Annotated in this window: 18 protein-coding genes; 12 read left to right on the forward strand and 6 right to left on the reverse strand. The window is 59.3% G+C overall.

Features of this window, described 5'->3' with window-relative positions; genetic code table 11:
• Window positions 1–135: 135 nt before the first annotated feature.
• Complete coding sequence (locus N018_RS01140; RefSeq protein ID WP_025388637.1) at window positions 136–2,523, reverse strand: penicillin acylase family protein; 2,388 nt, start codon at window positions 2,521–2,523, stop codon at window positions 136–138.
• Window positions 2,524–2,814: 291 nt separating this feature from the next.
• Here N018_RS01140 and N018_RS01145 point away from each other — a divergent pair, with 291 nt between their 5' ends.
• On the forward strand, window positions 2,815–3,756 hold the full coding sequence (locus tag N018_RS01145; RefSeq protein WP_024647207.1) for an alpha/beta hydrolase: 942 nt from the start codon (window positions 2,815–2,817) through the stop codon (window positions 3,754–3,756).
• Here N018_RS01145 and N018_RS01150 read toward each other — a convergent pair.
• Both N018_RS01150 and N018_RS01155 read right to left on the reverse strand, forming a co-directional pair.
• Window positions 3,753–3,944, reverse strand: coding sequence for a hypothetical protein (locus N018_RS01150; protein WP_025388638.1), 192 nt, complete (start codon window positions 3,942–3,944; stop codon window positions 3,753–3,755). The genes N018_RS01145 and N018_RS01150 overlap by 4 nt on opposite strands.
• Before the next feature lie 50 nt (window positions 3,945–3,994).
• Window positions 3,995–4,753 carry a DUF2059 domain-containing protein gene (locus tag N018_RS01155; RefSeq protein WP_025388639.1) on the reverse strand — a complete coding sequence of 253 codons (759 nt, stop codon included), beginning with the start codon at window positions 4,751–4,753 and terminating at the stop codon, window positions 3,995–3,997.
• Window positions 4,754–4,894: 141 nt separating this feature from the next.
• On the opposite strand from N018_RS01155, the gene N018_RS01160 reads away from it, so the two are divergent.
• Window positions 4,895–5,530: a 2OG-Fe(II) oxygenase gene (locus tag N018_RS01160; protein ID WP_024647204.1), complete on the forward strand. Its 636-nt coding sequence runs from the start codon at window positions 4,895–4,897 to the stop codon at window positions 5,528–5,530.
• Between the two features lie 129 nt (window positions 5,531–5,659).
• Window positions 5,660–6,097: a DUF4399 domain-containing protein gene (locus N018_RS01165; RefSeq protein ID WP_024647203.1), complete on the forward strand. Its 438-nt coding sequence runs from the start codon at window positions 5,660–5,662 to the stop codon at window positions 6,095–6,097.
• A 185-nt stretch (window positions 6,098–6,282) separates the two neighbouring features.
• Here the strand turns inward: N018_RS01165 and serA are convergent, their stop codons facing one another.
• Window positions 6,283–7,512, reverse strand: a complete 1,230-nt coding sequence (gene serA, locus N018_RS01170) for a phosphoglycerate dehydrogenase (RefSeq protein ID WP_024643623.1) — start codon at window positions 7,510–7,512, stop codon at window positions 6,283–6,285.
• 160 nt (window positions 7,513–7,672) lie between these two features.
• Between serA and N018_RS01175 the strand changes: the two genes are divergently transcribed.
• The 4 genes from N018_RS01175 (at window position 7,673) to N018_RS01190 (ending at window position 11,912) form a co-directional block, all read left to right on the forward strand.
• Window positions 7,673–9,067, forward strand: a complete 1,395-nt coding sequence (locus N018_RS01175; protein WP_025388640.1) for an FAD-binding oxidoreductase — start codon at window positions 7,673–7,675, stop codon at window positions 9,065–9,067.
• 48 nt (window positions 9,068–9,115) lie between these two features.
• Complete coding sequence (locus tag N018_RS01180) at window positions 9,116–9,781, forward strand: fumarylacetoacetate hydrolase family protein (protein ID WP_024643621.1); 666 nt, start codon at window positions 9,116–9,118, stop codon at window positions 9,779–9,781.
• Window positions 9,782–9,963: 182 nt separating this feature from the next.
• Window positions 9,964–10,896, forward strand: coding sequence for an SdiA-regulated domain-containing protein (locus tag N018_RS01185; RefSeq protein ID WP_025388641.1), 933 nt, complete (start codon window positions 9,964–9,966; stop codon window positions 10,894–10,896).
• 110 nt (window positions 10,897–11,006) lie between these two features.
• Window positions 11,007–11,912 (forward strand): SdiA-regulated domain-containing protein, encoded by a 906-nt coding sequence (locus N018_RS01190; protein ID WP_025388642.1) that lies wholly within the window; start codon window positions 11,007–11,009, stop codon window positions 11,910–11,912.
• A gap of 45 nt (window positions 11,913–11,957) precedes the next feature.
• Here N018_RS01190 and rpiA read toward each other — a convergent pair whose 3' ends face one another.
• The gene (rpiA, locus tag N018_RS01195) at window positions 11,958–12,629 is read right to left on the reverse strand and encodes a ribose-5-phosphate isomerase RpiA (RefSeq protein ID WP_024643618.1); all 672 of its coding nucleotides are present in this window, start codon (window positions 12,627–12,629) and stop codon (window positions 11,958–11,960) included.
• Between the two features lie 174 nt (window positions 12,630–12,803).
• On the opposite strand from rpiA, the gene ilvA reads away from it, so the two are divergent.
• Together ilvA and N018_RS01205 are read left to right on the forward strand one after the other, a co-directional pair.
• Window positions 12,804–14,318: a threonine ammonia-lyase, biosynthetic gene (gene ilvA, locus N018_RS01200; RefSeq protein ID WP_025388643.1), complete on the forward strand. Its 1,515-nt coding sequence runs from the start codon at window positions 12,804–12,806 to the stop codon at window positions 14,316–14,318.
• A gap of 113 nt (window positions 14,319–14,431) precedes the next feature.
• Entirely contained in the window at window positions 14,432–14,860 is a 429-nt protein-coding gene (locus tag N018_RS01205) for a DUF2269 family protein (protein ID WP_025388644.1), read from the forward strand.
• Between the two features lie 13 nt (window positions 14,861–14,873).
• Here the strand turns inward: N018_RS01205 and N018_RS01210 are convergent, their stop codons facing one another.
• Window positions 14,874–15,530, reverse strand: a complete 657-nt coding sequence (locus N018_RS01210; protein WP_025388645.1) for an HAD family hydrolase — start codon at window positions 15,528–15,530, stop codon at window positions 14,874–14,876.
• A 142-nt stretch (window positions 15,531–15,672) separates the two neighbouring features.
• On the opposite strand from N018_RS01210, the gene N018_RS01215 reads away from it, so the two are divergent.
• The 3 genes from N018_RS01215 (at window position 15,673) to lgt (ending at window position 19,622) form a co-directional block, all read left to right on the forward strand.
• Window positions 15,673–16,152, forward strand: a complete 480-nt coding sequence (locus N018_RS01215) for an RNA pyrophosphohydrolase (RefSeq protein ID WP_002555745.1) — start codon at window positions 15,673–15,675, stop codon at window positions 16,150–16,152.
• Between the two features lie 21 nt (window positions 16,153–16,173).
• A complete protein-coding gene (ptsP, locus tag N018_RS01220; protein WP_024647673.1) occupies window positions 16,174–18,453 on the forward strand; it encodes a phosphoenolpyruvate--protein phosphotransferase in 2,280 nt (759 codons plus the stop codon).
• Between the two features lie 356 nt (window positions 18,454–18,809).
• Window positions 18,810–19,622 (forward strand): prolipoprotein diacylglyceryl transferase, encoded by an 813-nt coding sequence (gene lgt, locus N018_RS01225; protein WP_025388646.1) that lies wholly within the window; start codon window positions 18,810–18,812, stop codon window positions 19,620–19,622.
• The last annotated feature ends 48 nt before the right edge of the window (window positions 19,623–19,670 follow it).

The raw sequence follows: 19,670 nt of genomic DNA on the forward strand, positions 1-19,670 counted from the left end.
GCGCGCAGCTCTGGGCGCTCTGCGTCCGATCTTGAGTGGGCGGTGCTACGCAGGCGGGTGACGCGGAGCGTCACGAAAGGCATACCAACTTCAGAGCATTGGCACGATAGCCAGTGCGCGGTTCGGCTCAGATCGCTACGCCCCCGGCACCAACCGCAATACCCCTTCCGTATGCTCCGCCACGTCCTTCTCGCTAAAGCGCTGCGGCATGTATTCGCCACTCACAAACGCCTTGGTCTGATCCGAGTAATGCTTGTCGAACGGTATGCCGCTCTGGCCGACCGGGTTGATCCCCAGGCTGTGTGCCGGGTCGGCGAAGTCGATCAGGCGGCGGGTCGAGGGGCCGTAGCCGACGGGCCATGGGGCAGGGCGGATGCTGGATGACAGGTTGTTCGGCACTTCATGGGTGCCCGGCGCTGCATACGGGCCGACGTTGAAGATCATGTCCAGCGGCTTTTGCGAGCCCAGCGGATGGCCTTGAGTCAGGGTGTGCGCCTTGCCCCAGACCCATTCGTCCGGGTTGGTGCCATATAACGATCTCAAGTGCGAAACACTGGCCCGCCAGGCGACCTTGACGGTGTTGGCGCGGCTTTCTTCGTGAGGTGAATTACGATTGTTCCACCACGGCGAATCGGCATCAGCGGCCAGGCGTGGCAGTGCGGAGTCCAGAACGCGCGATGACAGCAAGATTTCGAAGAAAGCATCGCCCAGCTCGTCGTGAAAGGTCTCTTCAGTCAAGTCGAACAGGAACTGGTTAAACAGCGTGGCGCCGACAGAATCGACCGGGTAGTCGCCTTTCCAGTTAGCCAGCCGCTCTACAAGGGCGAGTTCGTCCGGGTCGCTGACGACACTGCGCAATACGGGTATCAACGGTTTGAGAATGCTCGGCGCGTAATCGGTTTGGGTACCCAGCTGCAAGGCCTTGTTGGCGTTGAGGTCCCACTTCACCGTCGAGTCGTTCAACTGCCGGTTCAACTGCTGGCCTCGCTCGGCAGGGTTGTAATAACCCGGAATCGGCATACCGGTCGGCGATAGCGGCTGGAAGTTGGCGGACACGATATAACCCCGCGCCGGGTTTTCTTCGTGCGGGTTGGCGCTGAACGGATAGAAGCCAAGCTTATCGGCTTGCGCTGTGCTGCCATCCAGAATGAACGCAGGGTTGACGCCTTGCGGGCGGACCGGCAGTTGCGCCGCTGCCCACCAGCCGATATCGCCCTTGGCATTGGCCCAGACAATATTGAGGCCCGGCGACTGAATCTTCTCGGCAGCGCTGCGCATCTTGTCCAGTGTGTCGGCGCGGTTGGCCTCGTAGAAGCCGTCAAGCACCGGGTTGGCGGACACCAGGAATGACCACCACATCGCGATAGGTGCCTGACCGGCGTTCTTGCCCATCACATTGTTGACGATCGGACCGTGCGGCGACTCCAGCAGCGTCAGGTTGACGGGCTGCTGGCCTTTGACCGCGATCTGTTGCTCGGTACGGCTCATGTCCACCCATTGGCCGTGGTACCAGACCTGATTCGGGTTCTCGGGGTTGGTCTTTTCGGCGATCAGGTCCACGTCGTCGTTCTGGAACATGGTCAGGCTCCAGCCGAAGTCCATGTTATGACCCAGAAGCGCGAACGGGTTGAGCGCCGGAAAGTGCCCGTACAGCTCGAAACCCGGTGCCGACAACTGCGCTTCGTACCACACCGAAGGCACCGAGAAGCGAATGTGTGGATCACCCGCGAGGATCGGCTTGCCGCTTTGCGTGCGGCTGCCGGAAATCACCCAGGCATTGCTGCCTTCGAACTGCGGCAGGCCTGCGTCTTCGAGCGCCTTGTGGCTTAACTGCGCCAGCTGATTCAGGCCTTTCCAGTCGGCGCTGACCAGTGCCGGTTTCGAGGCGAGCATGCCGTCCGGGTGCCAGTCCAGATCGAACACGTTCAGGTACTGCGGCCCCAGTTGATCACGCACGTAGGTAAGCAGCGGCTCGGTCCTGAACGCTGCAGCAAAGCTGTACGCCAGATAGCCACCGACGCTGACTGTGTCTTCCGTGGTGAAGCGTCGCTTGGGGATGCCCAGCACGTCGAACTCCATCGGCTTTGCGTGAGTGTCCTGATATTGGTTGATACCGTCGATATAGGCTTCCAGCGCCTTCCAGGTCGGTGTGTTCTTGTCCTGATGGGCGACATAGGCGTCGGCGTGCTCACGAATGCGCAAGCTGCGAAACAGTTTGTCGGTCTCGACCAGGTTCGGCCCCAGGATTTCGGCCAGCTCGCCACGTGCCAGGCGACGCAGCATTTCCATCTGGAACAGCCGATCCTGCGCGTGGGCGTAACCCAGTGCACGGTACAGATCCGCTTCGTTTTCAGCCCGTATGTGCGGAACGCCGCGCTCGTCATAACGCAGGGTGACAGGCGCCTGAAGACGGCTCATTGCGATCTCGCCATCACGGACCGGCTGCTTACTGTTTATGTACCAGCCAGCGCCGCCAGCGAGAATGGCAATGATGACGGCAAGAATGACGAGGCTGCGTTTCATGCGGTTTCTCTGTAATGGCATAGTGAATGGCGCGAGGCATGGGTGCAGGCTATGGTTGTGCAATACGGCAACAGACTGAAACGCAGTTCGGGCGAACGCTGCTCAAAAGCCTACCGTGATCGCGTACAAAGCAAACATGAATAACCGTGTCAGTTGTCCTGCTGGCGCGTGGCGACAGACTGATTCCTGACTGACGCTTACGATTACAGCGCCGCAGCTTGCCATGCCTGTCCATACAGAAGAATATCGTTACACAATTTTACCCACCGTTTGCCGGAATCTGGAAGTCACATGTCCGCCACGTTTGCCCCCGATAAACTGCGCGCCAGTCTGCTGCCGCTGAATATCATCGATCCGCTGTCCATGGACGGGCTGGCCTATCAGCGCTTCTACGGTCTTGCCGGGCTGGGTGGCGAAAACGTCATACGCAGTTGGCTGGGGCGTCTCGACGTGGCGGGATACGAAATTGTCGGGCAGGTATGGTTGCCCGACAGCCCGGTTGCCACGCTGTTTCTGTTTCACGGCTTCTACGATCACATGGGGCTGTACCGGCATGTCATCGAGTGGGCGCTGGATCAACGAATTGCAGTGATTGCCTGCGACTTGCCGGGGCATGGGCTGTCCAGTGGCCGTCGCGCCAGCATCAACGACTTCGCCGAGTACCAGCTTGTGTTGCAACGTCTGCTGCTCGAAGCCGAAGGCCTTGGGTTGCCGCACCCCTGGCACCTGTGCGGACAGAGCATGGGCGGTGCTGTTGTGATGGATCACCTGCTTCATCAAGGTACGGACACGCCTGCGCAAGGCGAAGTGATTCTGCTGGCGCCATTGGTAAGGCCAAGAGCCTGGGGCTGGTCGCGTTTCAGTTATCACCTGCTCAAACCGTTCGTGACCGGTATCGCCCGGCGTTTCACGGAAAACTCGAATGCTCCGGCGTTCCTGCCTTTTCTATTGGCCGACCCGTTGCAACCGAATCGCCTGCCGACCGCCTGGGTCGGTGCGCTGGAAAAGTGGGTAAAGCGTATTGAAAGTGCGCCACGCAGCCAGCGCAGCCCTATCATCATTCAGGGCGAGGCAGACATGACGGTCGACTGGCTGCATAACCTGGCAGTCTTGAAAGACAAGTTCAGCCAGCCGCAAATCCTTATGCTGAGCCACGCCCGCCATCACTTGGCCAATGAGGCGCCGGAGATGCGCGAGCGGTATTTCGACTACCTTTCCACGCGAATGCTTTAAACCCTGTCGGCCTTGCCAGCCTGCAACGCCTTCACCTGGCGGCGCAGGCGAACGTTGTCGACGAACAGTACGATGACCATCAGCGCGCCGAGAACAGCAAACGCATCCTGCCCCAGAGAACTCCAGAACAGCCAGGCTAAAAACGCCATGACAACAGCGGTGGCGAGCAGGGCGATAGAGTCTTTCATACGGTTGCGTCCATTCCTTTGACATCAGGCGCTTGATGGCCTGAAAGATTTTACTGCCCAGGATTCAGACTCGATGCACTTTGCCCGACCGCCAGCCCCGCCCGAATCGCGGCCAGTGCGGCTTGATAATAGGCTTTACCTTCCGGCGACTCGGCGAAGGTCGAGAACTCTTCAAGCTCCGGGTCGGACAGGTCACGGTAGACGTACAACAGTGTGTTGTTCAGGTCGGCGCTGATCTGCGCCATCAGGCGTTCGCGCTGGCCTTCGAGCATGCCCTGCGCCTGACCGCCGCCCAGCAGGCCGGGGATCATCTGGCTCAGGCTGTCGGCCGCAACGCCAGCAATTGCAAGGCTGACTTCGGCGCCGGCTTCTTTGGCTGGGAGCGCCTGGGCAAGATGGCCGATCAGCAACTGACGGGTTGCGTCTGCTTCGATGTGCGGCAGCCCTTGCGCATGTTTGGCCAGTTGATCGGAGCGGGTGGCGGTCAGCTCGGCGTTGACGATTCTACGGCCGAGCGGTGACTGGAAGAATTGCAGCGCAGGGGCAGGGTCCTTGAGGCTTTCGCGAAGACGCTTTGCGGCGCGCTGATCCATGGCCTGGGGGGCGAAGCGCTGATTGCTGTTACTGACCAGCGCCTGATAAACCGCAGGCGGCAGGTTGCTGCTGTAGCGTTGCTGGGCAGCCTTGAGGGCATCGTTGAAATGCGCGCGTTGTTCCGGCCAGCCTGCAGCCTTGTATAACTGATCGTAGCCGTCTGCCCAGGCAGGCATGGTGCAGAGCATCAACAACAAAACAAACAAACGACGCATTGGGGACTCCTGTCGGCAGGCGGCTATTCTCCCGGTGTTAACGTGGATTTGTCGAGTTATGACTGCCCTTGGCGAATGAAATCTCGTGCTCATGACGCCTTCCATACACGCTGCTGTCGGATTTCAGGGCTAATGGATACTATGCTCGCCATGCGCATACCCTCTGACCACCCCTTGCTGCTGCGAATCGTCGACGACCTGGCCGCCAATGGCTGGTCACAGCAGAATATTTTCCTGCCCGAAGCTCTGACCCTGGAGCTGGAGCAGGAGTGCCGCAAACGTGCTGCCGAGGGCGAACTTGAGCCTGCCGGTGTAGGCAAAGGGCCGGCACTGGAGGTGCGCGAAGGTATTCGGGGTGATCGCATCCAGTGGCTTGAGGCGGGTCAGGTACAGTGCTGCGACAGCTATCTGGAGTTGATGGAAAGCTTGCGCGAGGCGCTTAATCGCGGCCTGTTTCTGGGGCTCGATGATTACGAAAGCCATTTCGCGCTCTACCCGCCAGGTGCGTTCTATCTAAGGCACGTCGACCGCTTTCGCGATGACGACAAACGCATGGTGTCAGCGGTGCTCTACCTTAATAACGCCTGGTTGCCGGAGCACGGCGGTCAGTTGCGCATGTACCTGAAGGATGATCTGGCGTATGACGTCCAGCCCACAGGCGGATGTCTGGTGGTCTTTCTTTCCGGCGACATCCCTCACGAAGTCATGCCCGCGACCCGTGACCGGCTTTCTTTGACTGGCTGGTTCAGGCGTAGAGGCAACGAGCTGTTTCAGTGATATTCATGTCTGGCTCATGAAAACTGTTTCATGAACGAAGTCAGCCAGCGGGCTATCGTGAGAATCCCTGAACCGGGAGTTCTGGTGCAGGTCGGACTTACGTCAATTGAATCTGGATCGGGAGCAATCATGAAATCCTTATTTTCTGGAACGGCAGTGGCGGGCCTGTTGCTGGGCGCATCCATGCTGGTCAGCGCCGCCGACATGCCGCACACGGCATCACCCGAAGGTGCCGAGGTGTACATCATCTCGCCCAAGGATGGCGAAACCGTGACGTCGCCGTTTACCGTGCAGTTTGGTCTGCGGGGCATGGGCGTCGCGCCTGCGGGTGTGGATGTTCCTGACACCGGTCACCATCACTTGCTGATCGATGTCAAAAACCAGCCAGCCATGGATGCGCCGTTGCCGGTCAGCGACAACATCCGCCACTTCGGCAAGGGGCAGACCGAAACCGAACTCAACCTGCCGCCAGGCCAGCACACTCTGCAATTGCTGATGGGCGACAAAGGCCACATGCCGCTCAACCCTTCGGTCGAATCGAAGAAGATCACGATCAATGTGAAGTAGGGGGATCAGCGCTTGTGTGACGCAGAGCGTCAAGAGCGGCATAGCCACGCTGGAGAGTGAGGAACGATCATTTCAACTATCGTGCGACGCTCTGCGTCGGCATGCCGTTCTGGACGCTCTGCGTCCGGTCTTGAGCGGAAGGCGTGCCCATGCAGAGCATGAGCACGCTGATCAGAGCAAACGGATCAGAACAACACGCGGCTGCGGATGGTGCCTTTGATGTGTTGCAGCTTGGCCTGGGCGAGGTCCGAGTATTCGGCGTCGACGTCGATGACCACGTAGCCAACCTTCTCGTTGGTCTGCAGGAACTGACCGGAGATGTTGATACCGTTCTCGGCGAAGACCTTGTTGATCTCGCTGAGCACGCCCGGAATGTTCTCGTGGATGTGCAGCAGACGGTGCTTGCCGGGGTGAGCAGGCAAGGCCACTTCGGGGAAGTTGACCGAGGACACCGACGTACCGTTATCGCTGTACTTGACCAGCTTTTCCGCGACTTCCAGACCGATGTTGGCCTGCGCCTCGGCGGTAGAACCACCGATGTGCGGGGTCAGGATCACGTTGTCCAGGCCACGCAGCGGGCTTTCGAAGATGTCGTCGTTCGAGCGAGGCTCGACCGGGAACACGTCGATGGCGGCGCCGATCAGGTGCTTGTCCTTGATCGCGTCAGCCAGAGCGTCCAGCTCGACGACCGTGCCGCGCGCGGCGTTGATCAGGATGCTGCCCTTTTTCATCGCGCGGATTTCTTTTTCGCCGATCATCCACTGGGTTTCGGTGGTTTCCGGAACGTGCAGGGTGACGATGTCAGACATGCCCAGCAGCTCGTTCAGGCTGGAAACCTGAGTGGCGTTGCCCAGCGGCAGCTTGGTCAGCGTGTCGTAGAAGTACACCTGCATGCCCAGGCCTTCAGCCAGCACCGACAATTGAGTACCAATCGAGCCATAGCCGACGATGCCCAGCTTCTTGCCACGGATCTCGAAGGAGTTGGCGGCGCTCTTGATCCAGCCGCCACGGTGGCAGGAAGCGTTCTTCTCCGGGATGCCGCGCAGCAGCAGGATCGCTTCGGCCAGCACCAGCTCGGCGACCGAACGAGTGTTGGAATACGGTGCGTTGAACACCGCGATACCGCGCTCGCGCGCCGCGTTCAGATCCACCTGATTGGTGCCGATGCAGAAGCAGCCGACCGCGACCAGCTTTTTGGCGTTATCGAACAGCTCTTCGGTCAACTGGGTGCGGGAACGGATGCCGATGAAATGAGCGTCGGCGATCTTTTCCTTCAGTTCGGCTTCCGGCAGAGACTTGGTGTGGTACTCGATGCTGGTATAGCCGGCTGCCTTGAGGACGTCGACAGCGGATTGATGAACGCCTTCGAGAAGAAGGAACTTGATCTTGCTCTTGTCGAGGGAAGTCTTGCTCATCTGCTTAAACCTGTGTCCCGGAGAAAATGGCAGGGGGTGGCCGGATCGGTGCTGGGCACGATTCACGGGGGGCGTATGCTAGCATATGAGCCCCGCGAAACCCCATTCCAGAACGTGAACCGTTCTCAGGATGCCCATGAATTGTCCGAGAGTTGAGTCGATGACCAATCCCGCTTTGATTGATGAGCTCAAGACCCTGATTGACCCCGGCAAAGTGCTGACTGACAGCGGTTCTCTGGAGACCTACGGCAAGGACTGGACCAAGCAGTTCACGCCTGCGCCGCTGGCCATCGCATTTCCCAAGACCACCGAACAGGTCCAGGCCATCGTGCGTTGGGCCAATGAGCGACGCGTAGCGCTGGTGCCGTCTGGCGGGCGAACCGGGCTTTCAGCCGCAGCGGTGGCCGCCAATGGCGAAGTGGTTGTGTCATTCGATTACATGAACCAGGTGCTGGATCTGAACCTCACCGACCGCACGGCGGTCTGCCAGCCGGGCGTCATCACGCGTCAGTTGCAGACGCTCGCCGAAGACAATGGCCTGTATTACCCGGTCGATTTCGCTTCTTCGGGCTCCAGCCAGATCGGCGGCAACATTGGCACCAACGCAGGCGGGATCAAGGTCATTCGCTATGGCATGACCCGCAATTGGGTGGCGGGCCTCAAGGTCGTCACCGGCAAGGGTGACTTGCTGGAGCTGAACAAGGACTTGATCAAGAACGCTACCGGTTACGACCTGCGACAGTTGTTCATCGGCGCCGAGGGCACGCTGGGTTTCGTGGTCGAGGCCACGATGCGTCTGGACCGTGCGCCGAAAAACCTCACCGCGATGGTGCTCGGCACTATCGACTTCAACTCGATCATGCCGGTGCTGCATGCCTTCCACGGCAAGCTTGATCTGACCGCCTTTGAGTTCTTCTCGGACAAATCCTTCGCCCGGGTCATGGCGCGGGGTGATGTGCCGTCGCCCTTCGATACGCCGTGCCCGTTCTATGTGCTGCTGGAGTTCGAAGCGACCACCCAGGACCTGGCCGATCAGGCACTGGCGACCTTCGAGCATTGCGTCGAACAAGGCTGGGTGCTCGACGGCGTGATGAGTCAGAGCGAGCAGCAGTTGCGCAACCTCTGGAAGCTGCGCGAGTACATCTCCGAAACCATCTCGCACTTCACGCCCTACAAGAACGATATTTCGGTCACTGTCTCTAAAGTGCCACAATTTCTAGCTGAGATAGATGCGATCGTCGCCGAACATTACCCGGACTTCGAAGTGCTCTGGTACGGCCACATCGGCGACGGCAACCTGCACCTGAACATCCTCAAGCCCGAGAGCCTCGACAAGGATGCTTTCTTCGTCAAATGCGCGCGGGTCAACAAGTGGGTGTTCGAGATCGTAGAGAAGTACAACGGCTCGATTTCCGCCGAGCACGGGGTCGGGATGACCAAGCGTGACTATTTGACCTACAGTCGCTCGCCAGTCGAAATCGAATACATGAAGGCGTTGAAAGCGGTGTTCGACCCCAACGGGATCATGAATCCCGGAAAAATCTTCGCCGTTTGATCCGTCGCAACAACAAGCAGGCCACATCTATCAGCCTCAGGAGGCGTCATGAGCTACCAGCACAAATATGTCGATGGCACGAGCATCCACTTTCCGCTGGGCAAAGTGGTGTGTATTGGCCGTAACTATGCCGAACATGCCAAGGAACTGGGCAATCCGGTGCCTGCCGAACCGCTGTTGTTCATGAAGCCTGGCAGCGCAGTGGTTGAACTGGAGGGTGGTTTCACTATTCCGGCAGACCGCGGTTCGGTGCATTACGAAGCCGAAATCGTGGTGCTGATCGGCAAGCCGCTGAGCAAGAATCCTTCTCGTGAAGAAGTGCTCGATGCGATCAGTGGTTTTGCACCCGGTCTGGACCTGACCCTGCGCGATGTCCAGTCCCGGTTACGTAAGGATGGATTGCCATGGGAACTGGCGAAGTGCTTCGACGGCGCAGCGGTGATCCCGCCGTTCGTTCCGGCCAGCACCTTCCCTGACCTGACCGACATCGGCATTCGCCTGACCATCAACGGCAAAGTGGTGCAGGACGGCAACAGCAACCTTATGCTCAACCCGATCGTACCGATGATCCAGCACATGGCCGCCAACTTCTCGTTGCAGGCCGGTGACCTGATCATGACCGGCACGCCTGCCGGGGTAGGTCCGTTCGAAGCGGGCGACGAAATCGTTCTGGAACTGACCGGTCAGGCACCTTTCAGCAGCGTCGTTCGCTGATCGAATAGCCGCTGCACGCAATACCCCAAGCCACGCGGGATTACTCCCGGGTGGCTTTTGTTTGGGGGTTGGTTAATAGTTCTGGCAACTTCGCGTTTTTTTCACACCTGTTCTGGATAATCCTGCCGGCCCCTTAAGGGCACCCAGTCGTCATGAAGTCTCACTTGCTCAGGAACACTTGAATGGCCAGTCCTGCCTCAACGCCACCTCGTGCCAACAAACGCTTCGCCTTCATACGCAATATGCGCTGGTATTCGTGGCTGCTGCTGGTTCTCGTGCTGGGCTACGGCCTGTCTCACATCATGCACTGGGATGATCGTGCGCTGCTCTGGTTCAAGGAAAGATTCGAGAGCAATGAAGAGCGCAGCGCAAGTATCTGGTTGCCGGATTATCACGTGGAGATCGATGCCAAGCCGTTGCCGGGCATGGAAAAAGACGAGGCTTCGGACCTTTCTTACAACCCGATCAGCAAAACGCTGTTTGCGGTCATGGGCAAGAATGCGTTTCTGGTGGAACTGACGCTGAAGGGCGATGTGCTGCGCAAGATTCCACTGGTGGGCTGGAGCAATCCGGAAGGTGTGGCCGTCATGAATGACGGGATGATTGCTATTACCGACGAACGTCAACATCAGTTGACCATCGTCAAAGTGACTGCCGATACGACCACCCTGAACATTGCGGATTTCCCCAAATACGAGTTGGGCACGTCGGCCAATAAGAACAAGGGTTTCGAGGGCGTTGCCTGGGACCCGCGCCGTCAGCAACTGCTGCTGGGCGAAGAGCGTCCTCCAGCGTTGTACACCTGGAAGAGTGACGGCAGCGATGTGTTGAAGGGCGACAAGCAAACGCTCTCGGGTCGCTCTCTGGACATGCGCAACCTGTCGTCATTGAGCATCGATCCGCGCACAGGCCATACGTTGGCGCTGTCGGCCGACTCGCACCTGCTGCTGGAAGTGGACGAACAGGGCGAACAAGTGAGTTTCATGACCCTGCTGGGCGGCATGAATGGCTTGAAGGACACGATTCCGCGTGCAGAAGGGGTTGCTCTGGATGAGGCCGGGACGCTGTACATGGTCAGCGAGCCGAACCTGTTCTATTCGTTTCGCAAGCACTGAGCCAGGACGGCAGCTCTATAACTGTTAATCAAATAGCACTACGCCATTAAGCTTGCTTTCAGAATGACGTGGTATCAATGCCGCTCGCTCAACCTGCCCGAGTCACTCCAATGCGTCGCTCTACCCGCTCTTTACTCCTGCTCATCACCCTTGTTCCATTGGCTGGGCTGTTCATGCTCGCCAATGAGCGTTTCCGCTACGTGGAACGCGTGCTGTTCGACTGGCAAGTGTTCTGGCAGTCCGACTCGCTTCAGGCCATAGGCCTTGATCAGTATCGTGCTGTGACAGAAGGGCAGGTTATCGACGGCCTTGAGGATGATGTGTCAGGCCTGAGTTACGATCCGGACCGCAAAAGCCTGTTCACCGTGACCAATCAGAATCCCGAGCTGGTCGAGCTGAGCCTGGACGGTCGCGTGTTGCGCCGTATTCCGCTGGTGGGATTCGGTGATGCAGAGGCCGTCGAGTACATCGGCCCCGGCGTGTACGTCATCAGTGACGAGCGCCAGTTAAGGCTGATTCAGATCCATGTTGATGACACTACAAAAAGTCTGAACGCCGCCGATGCCGAACAACTGACTCTGGGTCTGACGGCAAGTGGCAACAAGGGCTATGAAGGGCTGGCCTATGACTCACGCGGCAAGCGCCTGTTTGTCGCCAGGGAGCGCGATCCGGTGCAGATCATCGAGGTGCGTGGGTTTCCCAGGCTGAATGCCGATGCACCGGGCAATCTCCAAGTCATCACGGATGGCAAGCGCGATGGCAAGCTCTCGGTGCGTGATCTCTCCAGCTTGCAATTCGATGAGGCGAGCGGCCACCTGCTGGCGCTGTCCGATGAGTCGAAGCGGATTCTGGAACTCGACACTACCGGTCGACCGATTGGCAGTGGCTCGCTGAAAAAAGGTGATATGGGCCTGAGCAAGAGCGTGCCACAGGCCGAGGGCATGGCCATGGACGACGAAGGGACATTGTATCTAGTGAGCGAGCCAAACCTGTTCTACGTGTTCCGCAAGCCGTGATGCGTTGAGGCGCATGCCCACGCCTGGTGGGCATGGCTGGTTTTATCAGCGGGTCAGGGTTTTCACACCTTCATCCGTGCCCAGCAGCAACAGGTCTGCAGGACGTGCGGCGAACAGGCCATTGGTGACCACACCGACGATGGCATTGATGTTTGCTTCCAGCTCCACCGGGTTGGTGATGCTCATGTTGTGCACATCGATGATGATATTGCCGTTGTCGGTCAGCACGCCTTCGCGATAGACCGGGTCGCCGCCCAGCTTGACCAGTTGCCGCGCGACATGGCTGCGCGCCATCGGAATGACCTCGACCGGCAGCGGGAACGCGCCCAGCACCGGTACCAGCTTGCTGCCGTCGGCGATGCAGATAAAGGTCTTGGCCACCGCCGCGACGATTTTTTCGCGCGTCAGCGCCGCGCCGCCACCCTTGATGAGGTTCAGGTGCTCATCGCTTTCGTCTGCTCCATCGACGTAGAACTCCAGATCGCTGACTGTGTTCAGCTCATAGACCGGGATGCCATGGCCCTTGAGGCGTGCAGCGGTGGCTTCCGAGCTGGCGACCGCGCCGTCGAATGCACCTTTGTGTCTGGCCAACGCATCAATGAAGCAATTGGCCGTGGAGCCGGTGCCGATGCCGACAATGCTCTTGTCATCGAGCTTCGGAAGGATGAAATCGACAGCGGCTTGGGCGACTGCCTGTTTGAGTTGATCCTGGGTCATGCGGGCTCCACGGTGCCTGAAGTGTGTAAATGAGGGTGTCTGGAAAGGGGGGAAGCAAAAAGCCCCGCATTATAGCGGTGACTGCGCCGCAAAGCCCTGTCATTCGTGTGGTCGTCCTTGGGTACGCAGGGTAGACTTCCCGACCTTGCCCGCTTCGTCAGTGATGCCGCCCCGATGCTTGAACAGTACGTCAAGAAAATCCTCACCTCCCGCGTCTACGACGTCGCTATCGAAACGCCGCTGCAAGGCGCTCGTCAGCTCTCCGAACGGCTGGGCAATAAGGTGTTGCTCAAGCGCGAAGACTTGCAGCCGGTGTTCTCGTTCAAGATTCGCGGCGCCTACAACAAGCTCGCGCAACTGAGCGCAGAAGAAGCCGCACGCGGTGTTGTGACGGCGTCGGCGGGTAACCATGCTCAAGGGCTGGCGCTGGCAGCGCGTGAGCTGGGCATTCTGGCGACCATCGTCATGCCGCGCACCACGCCGGAGATCAAGGTCGAAGGCGTCCGCTCGCGTGGCGCCACGGTGGTGCTGCATGGCGATTCGTTCCCCGAAGCGCTGGCCTACTCGCTGAAACTGGTCGATGAGCACGGCTTCGTCTATATCCACCCGTACGACGACCCGGACACCATTGCCGGGCAGGGCACCGTGGCGATGGAAATCCTTCGTCAGCAGCCGGGGCAACTGGACGCGATTTTCGTACCGGTCGGTGGCGGCGGGTTGATTGCGGGTATTGCGGCATATGTGAAATACCTGCGCCCGGAGATCAAGGTGATCGGCGTCGAGCCGGATGACTCCAATTGCCTGCAAGCGGCGATGGCGGCGGGTGAGCGCGTGGTGCTGAGCCAGGTCGGGCTGTTCGCGGATGGCGTGGCAGTTGCGCAGATCGGTTATCACACCTTTGAAGTGTGCCGCCATTACGTCGATGAAGTGATCACCGTCAGCACCGATGAGATCTGTGCGGCGATCAAAGACATCTACGACGACACTCGCTCGATCACCGAACCGTCGGGTGCTCTGGGCGTCGCGGGGATCAAGAAGTATGTCGAGCAGCGTGGCGTGAGTGGCCAGACGCTGGTGGCGATTGATTCCGGGGCCAACGTCAACTTTGATCGCTTGCGTCACGTGGCCGAGCGCGCCGAACTGGGTGAAGGGCGCGAGGCGATCATCGCCGTGACCATTCCTGAGCAGCCGGGCAGCTTCAAGGCGTTCTGCGAGGCCATCGGCAAGCGCCAGATCACTGAGTTCAACTACCGCTACCACACCGACCGTGAAGCGCACATCTTCGTCGGCGTGCAGACTCATCCTGAAAACGATCCGCGCAGCGCACTGATTGCCAGCCTGACCGCGCAAGGCTTTCCGGTGCTGGACCTGACCGATAACGAACTGGCCAAACTGCACATCCGCCACATGGTCGGCGGGCACGCCGAGCGGGTCGATGATGAAGTGGTGCTGCGCTTTGAGTTTCCGGAGCGGCCGGGCGCGCTGTTCAACTTCCTTAACCGCCTGGGCGGCCGCTGGACCATCTCGATGTTCCACTACCGCAACCACGGCGCAGCAGATGGTCGGGTGGTTGCCGGGCTGGTGGTACCTGAGGAAGAGCGGCATCTGGTGGGAGCAGCGCTGGACGAAATCGGTTATCGGTATTGGGATGAGAGCGACAACCCGGCGTACCGCTTGTTTCTGGGCTGACACCGTGGATATCTGAAGCTACGCGCGCGAATGCAGTTCACGCGGAGCATGGGCACGATAGATGTCCGCGCTGCTAAACTCACCCAAGCCCGACTCAAGAGGAACAACGCGTCATGGAACCCATCACCGTCCTTGGCACCCTGCACATCGCCGCCATCACATTGCTGCTGATCAGCGTCCTGGTATTGGCCAGCGGGGTCATCAAGGTTCGTCTGGAAGGTGACGCGACCATCCAGAACCGTCTGCTCAAGCGGCCGTTGGTGTTTTTCTGGGTGCTCATGGCAGCGTGCCTGGCGACATTGCCGTTCAGCGGCTGGTGGCTGGTGCATCTAAAAGGGTTATCGCTGGGACAGCCCTGGGTGCTGGGCAGCAGCGTGCTTTACACCCTGGGCCTGTGCAGTTGGGTCTGGCTGGTCGTCAGGCTCAATCGGCTGCGTCTCGGCGTCACCAGGAACAAGCGAGGCTTCACCGTGGCGCTGAGTGTGATCAGTGTCATGTGTTTTGTCGTGATGGCCGGTCTGATGAGCTTCAAACCGGCCTGAGCCTTGCCAATGCTCAGTGGCGCAAGGTGATCACCGGCCAGCCGCGCTGCTCGGCTTCGGCGCGTAATTTGTCGTCCGGGTCTACTGCAACCGGGTTGGCGACTTGTTCCAGCAGTGGCAGGTCGTTCATCGAATCACTGTAGAAATAGCTGTCCTCCAGGCTGAACGCGTTGTCTTCCAGCCATTGCTTGAGGCGCGTCACCTTGCCCTCACGGAAGCACGGCACGCCTGTGGTGCGGCCAGTATAGCGGCCGTCAGCCATCTCGCATTCGGTCGCCAGCAGCGTATCGATCCCCAGACGCGCCACAATCGGAGCGGTAACGAAGCGATTGGTCGCAGTGATCACCACCAGCTTGTCGCCCGCATCGCGATGTTTGCCAATCAGCTCAAGCGCCTTGGGCAGGATCATCGGTTCGATGCAATCGCGCATGAACTCACGGTGCCATTCCTCAAGCTGATCCATGTGGGTATTGCCCAGAATCTCCAGAGTGAAATTCAGGTATTCGGTCATGTTCAGCGTGCCGGCCAGGTAATCCTGATAAAACTCATCGTTGCGGGTCTTGTGAGTGGCGGCATCAAGAATCCCGCGCTGGCACAGGTAATCGCCCCAGGCGTGATCGCTGTCGCCGCCCAGAAGGGTGTTGTCGAGGTCAAATAAAGCCAGGCGCATAGGGTTACCCGCTGAAATAGTTGAAAAAAGAGCCCCAGAATACGAGGTTTTCACAAGTCTTCACATAAGGTGATAAGCCTCGTTGCTGGTTTGATCGCCTTTGTGGAACAATGCGGCGACATGCGTTTGCGAGGTTGTTGCCGTGATCGACCCCGATGGTTTCCGTCCTAATGTCGGGATTATTCTGACAAACGATGCTGGTCAGGTCCTATGGGCTCGGCGTATTAACCAAGATGCCTGGCAGTTTCCTCAGGGTGGTATAAACCCTCAGGAGACGCCGGAAGACGCTCTTTATCGTGAATTGAACGAAGAAGTCGGGCTTGAACGACACGATGTGCAAATACTTGCCTGCACCCGGGGCTGGTTGCGCTATCGTCTGCCGCAAAGATTGGTCCGTACGCACAGCCAGCCGCTGTGTATCGGCCAGAAGCAAAAATGGTTTCTCCTGCGCCTGATCTCCAACGAGCAACGGGTGCGGATGGATTTGACCGGTAAACCGGAGTTCGATGGCTGGCGCTGGGTCAGTTATTGGTACCCGTTGGGTCAGGTGGTGACATTCAAGCGCGAGGTGTATCGACGCGCACTCAAAGAGCTTGCCCCGCGCCTTTTATCGCGCGACTGACACGGAGTTCGACCCCGAGCCATGCTCAATACGCTGCGCAAGATCGTCCAGGAAGTTAACTCCGCCAAGGATCTCAAGGCGGCGTTGGGCATTATTGTGTTGCGCGTAAAGGAGGCCATGGGCAGCCAGGTCTGCTCGGTCTACCTGCTTGATGCCGAAGTGAATCGTTTTGTACTGATGGCCTCCGAAGGCCTCAACAAGCGTTCCATTGGCAAAGTCAGCATGGCTCCGAACGAAGGCCTCGTCGGCCTGGTGGGCACGCGCGAAGAACCGCTGAACCTCGAAAACGCCGCGGATCACCCTCGTTATCGCTACTTCGCCGAGACGGGCGAAGAACGCTACGCGTCGTTTCTGGGCGCGCCGATCATCCACCACCGTCGTGTGGTCGGCGTACTGGTCATCCAGCAAAAGGAACGCCGTCAGTTCGACGAGGGCGAAGAAGCCTTCCTTGTCACCATGAGTGCGCAACTGGCGGGCGTTATTGCTCACGCCGAAGCCACTGGCTCGATCCGTGGTCTGGGTCGTCAGGGCAAGGGCATTCAGGAAGCCAAATTCGTGGGTGTGGCCGGTTCTCCGGGCGCAGCGGTCGGTGTTGCCGTGGTCATGCTGCCGCCTGCTGATCTGGAAGTGGTCCCCGACAAGACCGTCACTGACATCGCTGCCGAGCTGGCGCTGTTCCAGAACGCGCTGGAAGGCGTGCGCGGTGACATGCGCACCTTGTCAGCCAAGCTCGCCACCCAGTTGCGTCCTGAAGAGCGTGCGCTGTTCGATGTCTACCTGATGATGCTCGACGACGCCTCGCTGGGCAGCGAGGTGACCGACGTCATCAAGACCGGTCAGTGGGCGCAAGGCGCTTTGCGCTCGGTGGTCAGCGAACACGTAAAACGCTTCGAGCTGATGGACGACGCCTACCTGCGCGAGCGGGCGTCGGACGTCAAGGACCTGGGTCGCCGTCTACTGGCTTACCTGCAGGAAGCGCGGCAGCAGGCGCTGGTTTACCCTGACAACACGATTCTGGTCAGCGAAGAATTGACCCCGGCCATGTTGGGCGAGGTGCCTGAAGGCAAGCTGGTCGGCCTTGTATCGGTTCAGGGCTCCGGCAACTCCCACGTCGCGATTCTGGCCCGTGCCATGGGCATTCCGACGGTCATGGGGCTGGTGGACTTCCCGTACTCCAAAGTCGATGGCATCAGCCTGGTTGTGGATGGCTATCACGGCGAAGTCTTCACCAACCCCAGCGAAATCATGCGCAAGCAGTTCGGCAAGGTGGTGGAAGAGGAGCGTCAGCTCTCCCAAGGCCTGGACGCACTCCGCGAACTGCCATGCGTTACCCTCGACGGGCATCGCATGCCGTTGTGGGTCAACACCGGCCTGCTGGCCGATGTGGCTCGCGCACAGCAGCGTGGCGCTGAAGGTGTTGGCCTGTACCGCACCGAAGTGCCATTCATGATCAACCAGCGTTTTCCGAGTGAAAAGGAACAACTGGCGATCTACCGTGAGCAGCTGGCTGCCTTCCATCCGCTGCCGGTGACCATGCGCAGCCTGGACATCGGCGGCGACAAGTCGCTGTCCTACTTCCCGATCAAGGAAGACAACCCTTTTCTCGGCTGGCGCGGTATTCGCGTCACCCTCGACCACCCGGAAATCTTCCTGGTCCAGACCCGCGCGATGCTCAAGGCCAGTGAGGGCTTGAACAACCTGCGCATCCTGTTGCCGATGATCTCCAGCACCCACGAAGTGGAAGAGGCGCTGCACCTGATCCACCGTGCGTGGGGCGAAGTGCGCGACGAAGGCACCGACGTGCCGATGCCGCCGGTGGGCGTAATGATCGAAGTGCCGGCTGCGGTCTATCAGACTCGCGACCTGGCTCGTCAGGTAGACTTCCTTTCGGTGGGGTCGAACGACCTGACCCAATACCTGCTGGCGGTCGACCGTAACAACCCGCGTGTGGCCGATCTCTACGATTACCTGCACCCGGCGGTGCTTCAGGCGCTGCAAAGCGTCGTACGCGATGCCCACGCCGAGGGCAAGCCGGTCAGCATCTGCGGCGAAATGGCGGGCGACCCGGCTGCGGCGGTGCTGTTGATGGCGATGGGCTTTGACAGCCTGTCGATGAACGCCACCAACCTGCCGAAAGTGAAGTGGATGTTGCGCCAGATCAACCTCAGCAAGGCCAAGGAACTGCTGGCGCAACTGATGACCAACGACAACCCGCAAGTCATCAGCAGCTCCCTGCAACTGGCACTGAAAAACCTCGGCCTGTCGCGAATGATCAACCCGAGTTCCGTCAAAGGGCACTAGCCTGCGCCTGTAAGGTGGGACGCAGAGCGTCCGGAACGGTGCTACCACGCGTAGCGTGGGAGAAATAACCGTGCTGCTGAAAACCTCTCGTTCCTCACGCTCCAGCGTAGGAATGCCTTGCGTGACGCTACGCGTCACAAAAATCTGCGTCGCACCGCACACTCAAGACCGGACGCAGAGCGTCCAGAACTGCATGCCGACGCGGAGCGTCGCACGATAGTCGAGATTATCAGGTGCGTCTTTTTCACTTCGTTCAGGTAGCTTCCTTCTGTCGCCGCTAGAGCATCTGGCCGGGCTCCGGTAACATGCGCGCCTGATTCAGTCGCTCGCAAGGGCGTTCCAATTGAGGATTCGCAATGCTGCCTTATCCGCAGATTGACCCGGTAGCCGTCGCTATCGGCCCGCTGCAAATTCACTGGTACGGTTTGATGTACCTGGTCGGCATTGGCGGCGCCTGGCTGCTGGCGTCACGTCGTCTAAACTCGTTCGACCCGACCTGGACCAAGGAAAAACTATCGGATCTGATTTTCTGGCTGGCCATGGGCGTAATCGTTGGCGGGCGGCTGGGCTATGTATTGTTCTATGACCTGTCAGCCTACATCGCCAATCCACTGCTGATTTTCGAAGTCTGGAAGGGTGGAATGGCGTTCCACGGCGGCTTTGTAGGCGTCATGATCGCGGCCTGGTGGTTCGGTAAGCGTAATGGCAAAAGCTTTTTCCAGTTGATGGACTTCGTCGCCCCGCTGGTGCCCATCGGCCTGGGTGCCGGACGCATCGGCAACTTTATCAATGCCGAGCTGTGGGGTAAGCCGACCGACGTGCCGTGGGCCATGGTCTTCCCGCCATTCAGCGATCCTGCGCAACTGGCGCGTCACCCGTCGCAGCTGTATCAATTCGCCCTGGAAGGCGTCGCCCTGTTCATCATCCTCAATCTGTACGCTCGCAAGCCGCGCCCGACCATGGCTGTTTCCGGCATGTTCGCGCTGTTCTACGGCATCTTCCGCTTTTTGGTCGAGTTCGTCCGCGTTCCTGATGCCCAGTTGGGTTATCTGGCATGGGGCTGGGTCACCATGGGTCAGGTCCTCAGCCTGCCGATGATCATCGCTGGTCTGTTTCTGATCTGGCTGGCCTACAAGCGCGACCCGGCTGCCAGCAAGGCTGCGCCTTAACACCGAAACGCCGGGCCACCATACCCGGCGCGTTCAACAATGCAGGTG

The organism is Pseudomonas syringae CC1557 (assembly GCF_000452705.1).
Lineage (GTDB): Bacteria > Pseudomonadota > Gammaproteobacteria > Pseudomonadales > Pseudomonadaceae > Aquipseudomonas > Aquipseudomonas syringae_F.